Raw genomic sequence first — 2,108 nt, 5'->3', positions numbered from 1 at the left:
GGCTTGCTCGCGAAAGCGGTGTGCCAGTCAATAATGATCGCGACTGATTCACCGCATTCGCGAGCAAGCCCGCTCCCACAGGTTATGTATCTGACTTGCGAGATCAGCGAGCTTCGATGCGGAATCCAAAGCGCGGGAAGTGCACATGCACCACGCCGCCACGCGGGTCTTCGCGACGCAGGATCAGCTCTTCGCGGCCAGCAAACAGCAACTCACCCACCACCGGATCAACCCCGTAATCTGTCGCGGCAATCGCCACCTGCTGCCCGGCCTTGAAACCGTTCGGATCGACAAACTGCTCATCCGGCAACGCCGCCGGCGTCGAACTGCGCGCGACTTCCAGCGCCTCCTCGGCAGTCATCTCACTCGCGGCACCATGACCAAAGCCCAGCACACGGCCCAGCCAGGCAGTCACGGCCGGATATTCATCGACCAACGGCGCAGTGACGTGCGTCGCCTTGAGGAACCACAGCGGATGCGCCAGGGCGAAGTCGGCAATCGACGGTTCACCGAACAGGAAGTCGCCCTGCTCGCGCTGCAACTGCTGCTCCAGCCGCGCCATGAGCGTTGGCCACTGATGCTTGGCCTGTTCGGCCGACAGTCGCGTGGCGCTGCCGCCACTGAACAGCCCGGCACGGTCAGCGATAAACGCCTTGATCGCTTCCGGCGGCAACTTGCCGAAACGCACGGCCACCGACTCCGGCTGGAACACCAGGCTGACCGCGTGCTGGAACACCACCGAATCGGCCCAAGCGGCGAAGCTGGCGCTGGTCATTTCCTGGCCTTCCGGGAAAAACGCCGGCAGGGCTTTTTCCTGCTCCAGACGACGGGCAATCAACGATGTGTCGCAATAGACGTCGGCGCCGATCTGCAACACCGGGGTCTTGCGGTAGCCGCCAGTCAGCGCGGTCAGATCCGGCTTGGGCATCACCGGCGAAATGTGCACCGAGCGCCAGGATAAGCCTTTGAAGCCCAACAGCAGACGAGCCTTTTCGGCAAATGGAGAGGTCGGGTAATGATGCAGAATCAACTCGGACATGCTCGGCTCCGCCGCACAGAAAGTGAGTCCGCAGCTTAGCGTGCATTTGGTTAGCAGCCTACAGATCTGCCTGATGGGAACCGATCAGTCAGATTGATAAGACGCGACCAGACATTCCTTGGCGCTCTTGCGCAGCTTTTTGATCAGCCGTTCCTGGCGCAGCGCGTCGCTCTTGTCGCGGCAACGCTCGGTGTAGACCAGCGCCATCGCCGGGCTGGACAGGAAGAAGCGTGCGCCCTTGCCGCTTTGATGCTTGGCGAAGCGGCGCACCGGGTCGTCGCTGATCCCGCAGTACAGCGAACCGTTGGCCGCGCGCACGAGGTAGACGAACCAGGCCTTGCTCGCTGGCTCGACGACTTCAACCGGTTTTTCGCTGAGGCTGGTCACTTCGGGATCTGGATGTGTAGGAAACAGGCCGCGATCTTATCAGCGAGTAGCCTGAAATGCCTTCAGACCTTTCAGCGCCTGCGTCCGGACCGCGTTGCGCACCAGCGGTGTCCAGCCGAGCAGCAGGCCTTTGAAACCCAAGGCCTGACGCGACCAGCGCCACAGGTCGAAGTGGTCGTGGTGCTCGCAGATCTTGCCGTCGCGAAAGACGAAGCGCGCCTGGATATCGTTGATTACCACGTTGCCGGTCTGGCTGAACAGGTAAGTCGCCACCCAGTGCGCACCGCCGCTGCGCTCGTCGGCGCGGACATTGTTGAAGGTCAGGGAGAAGTCCTTGGCGCGGGTGGTGAGCATGCGCCACATGTCGCCGGCATCGCGCCCGCGCAGTTCACCGAAAGCCGGATCGCTGAACACCACATCGTCGGTATAGCAGGCGGCCATGGCTTCGGCGTCGAGGCGCTGGAAGGCCTGGTAGAAGCGAGTGATCAGGGCGGCGTGGGCTTCGCTCATGGGCAAACTCCGGGAAATGGACAGATTGCCAGCACGATAAGCTGCAAATCGCAGAAACACTATCGGCATTCGCAAAGCGAATATCAGCCGCACACAGAACCACTGTAGGAGTGAGCCTGCTCGCGATAGCGGTGTATCAGTCAGCGCAATGTTGACCGACACACCGTTATCG

The 2,108-nt window shown here is 61.7% G+C and carries 3 protein-coding genes; all 3 read right to left on the bottom strand.

Annotated features, from left to right (window positions below; genetic code table 11):
* Window positions 1-103 precede the first annotated feature (103 nt).
* Window positions 104-1,039, bottom strand: coding sequence for a glutathione S-transferase family protein (locus tag QMX91_RS30800; protein WP_282413877.1), 936 nt, complete (start codon window positions 1,037-1,039; stop codon window positions 104-106).
* An 84-nt stretch (window positions 1,040-1,123) separates the two neighbouring features.
* Window positions 1,124-1,426 carry a GIY-YIG nuclease family protein gene (locus QMX91_RS30795; protein WP_097086337.1) on the bottom strand — a complete coding sequence of 101 codons (303 nt, stop codon included), beginning with the start codon at window positions 1,424-1,426 and terminating at the stop codon, window positions 1,124-1,126.
* 39 nt (window positions 1,427-1,465) lie between these two features.
* Window positions 1,466-1,936 (bottom strand): nuclear transport factor 2 family protein, encoded by a 471-nt coding sequence (locus QMX91_RS30790; RefSeq protein ID WP_282413876.1) that lies wholly within the window; start codon window positions 1,934-1,936, stop codon window positions 1,466-1,468.
* Window positions 1,937-2,108: the final 172 nt, after the last annotated feature.

Origin of the sequence: Pseudomonas sp. PS01299 (assembly GCF_029960145.1) — a bacterium.
GTDB lineage: Bacteria > Pseudomonadota > Gammaproteobacteria > Pseudomonadales > Pseudomonadaceae > Aquipseudomonas > Aquipseudomonas putida_A.
Note: the sequence above shows the minus strand (reverse complement) of the source record. Positions and strands in the feature narration are given on the sequence as shown.

Coding starts and splice junctions, on each gene's coding strand:
- QMX91_RS30790 (WP_282413876.1), bottom strand. CDS start 1,936: ATGAGCGAAGCCCACGCCGCCCTGATCACTCGCTTCTACCAGGCCTTC.
- QMX91_RS30800 (WP_282413877.1), bottom strand. CDS start 1,039: ATGTCCGAGTTGATTCTGCATCATTACCCGACCTCTCCATTTGCCGAA.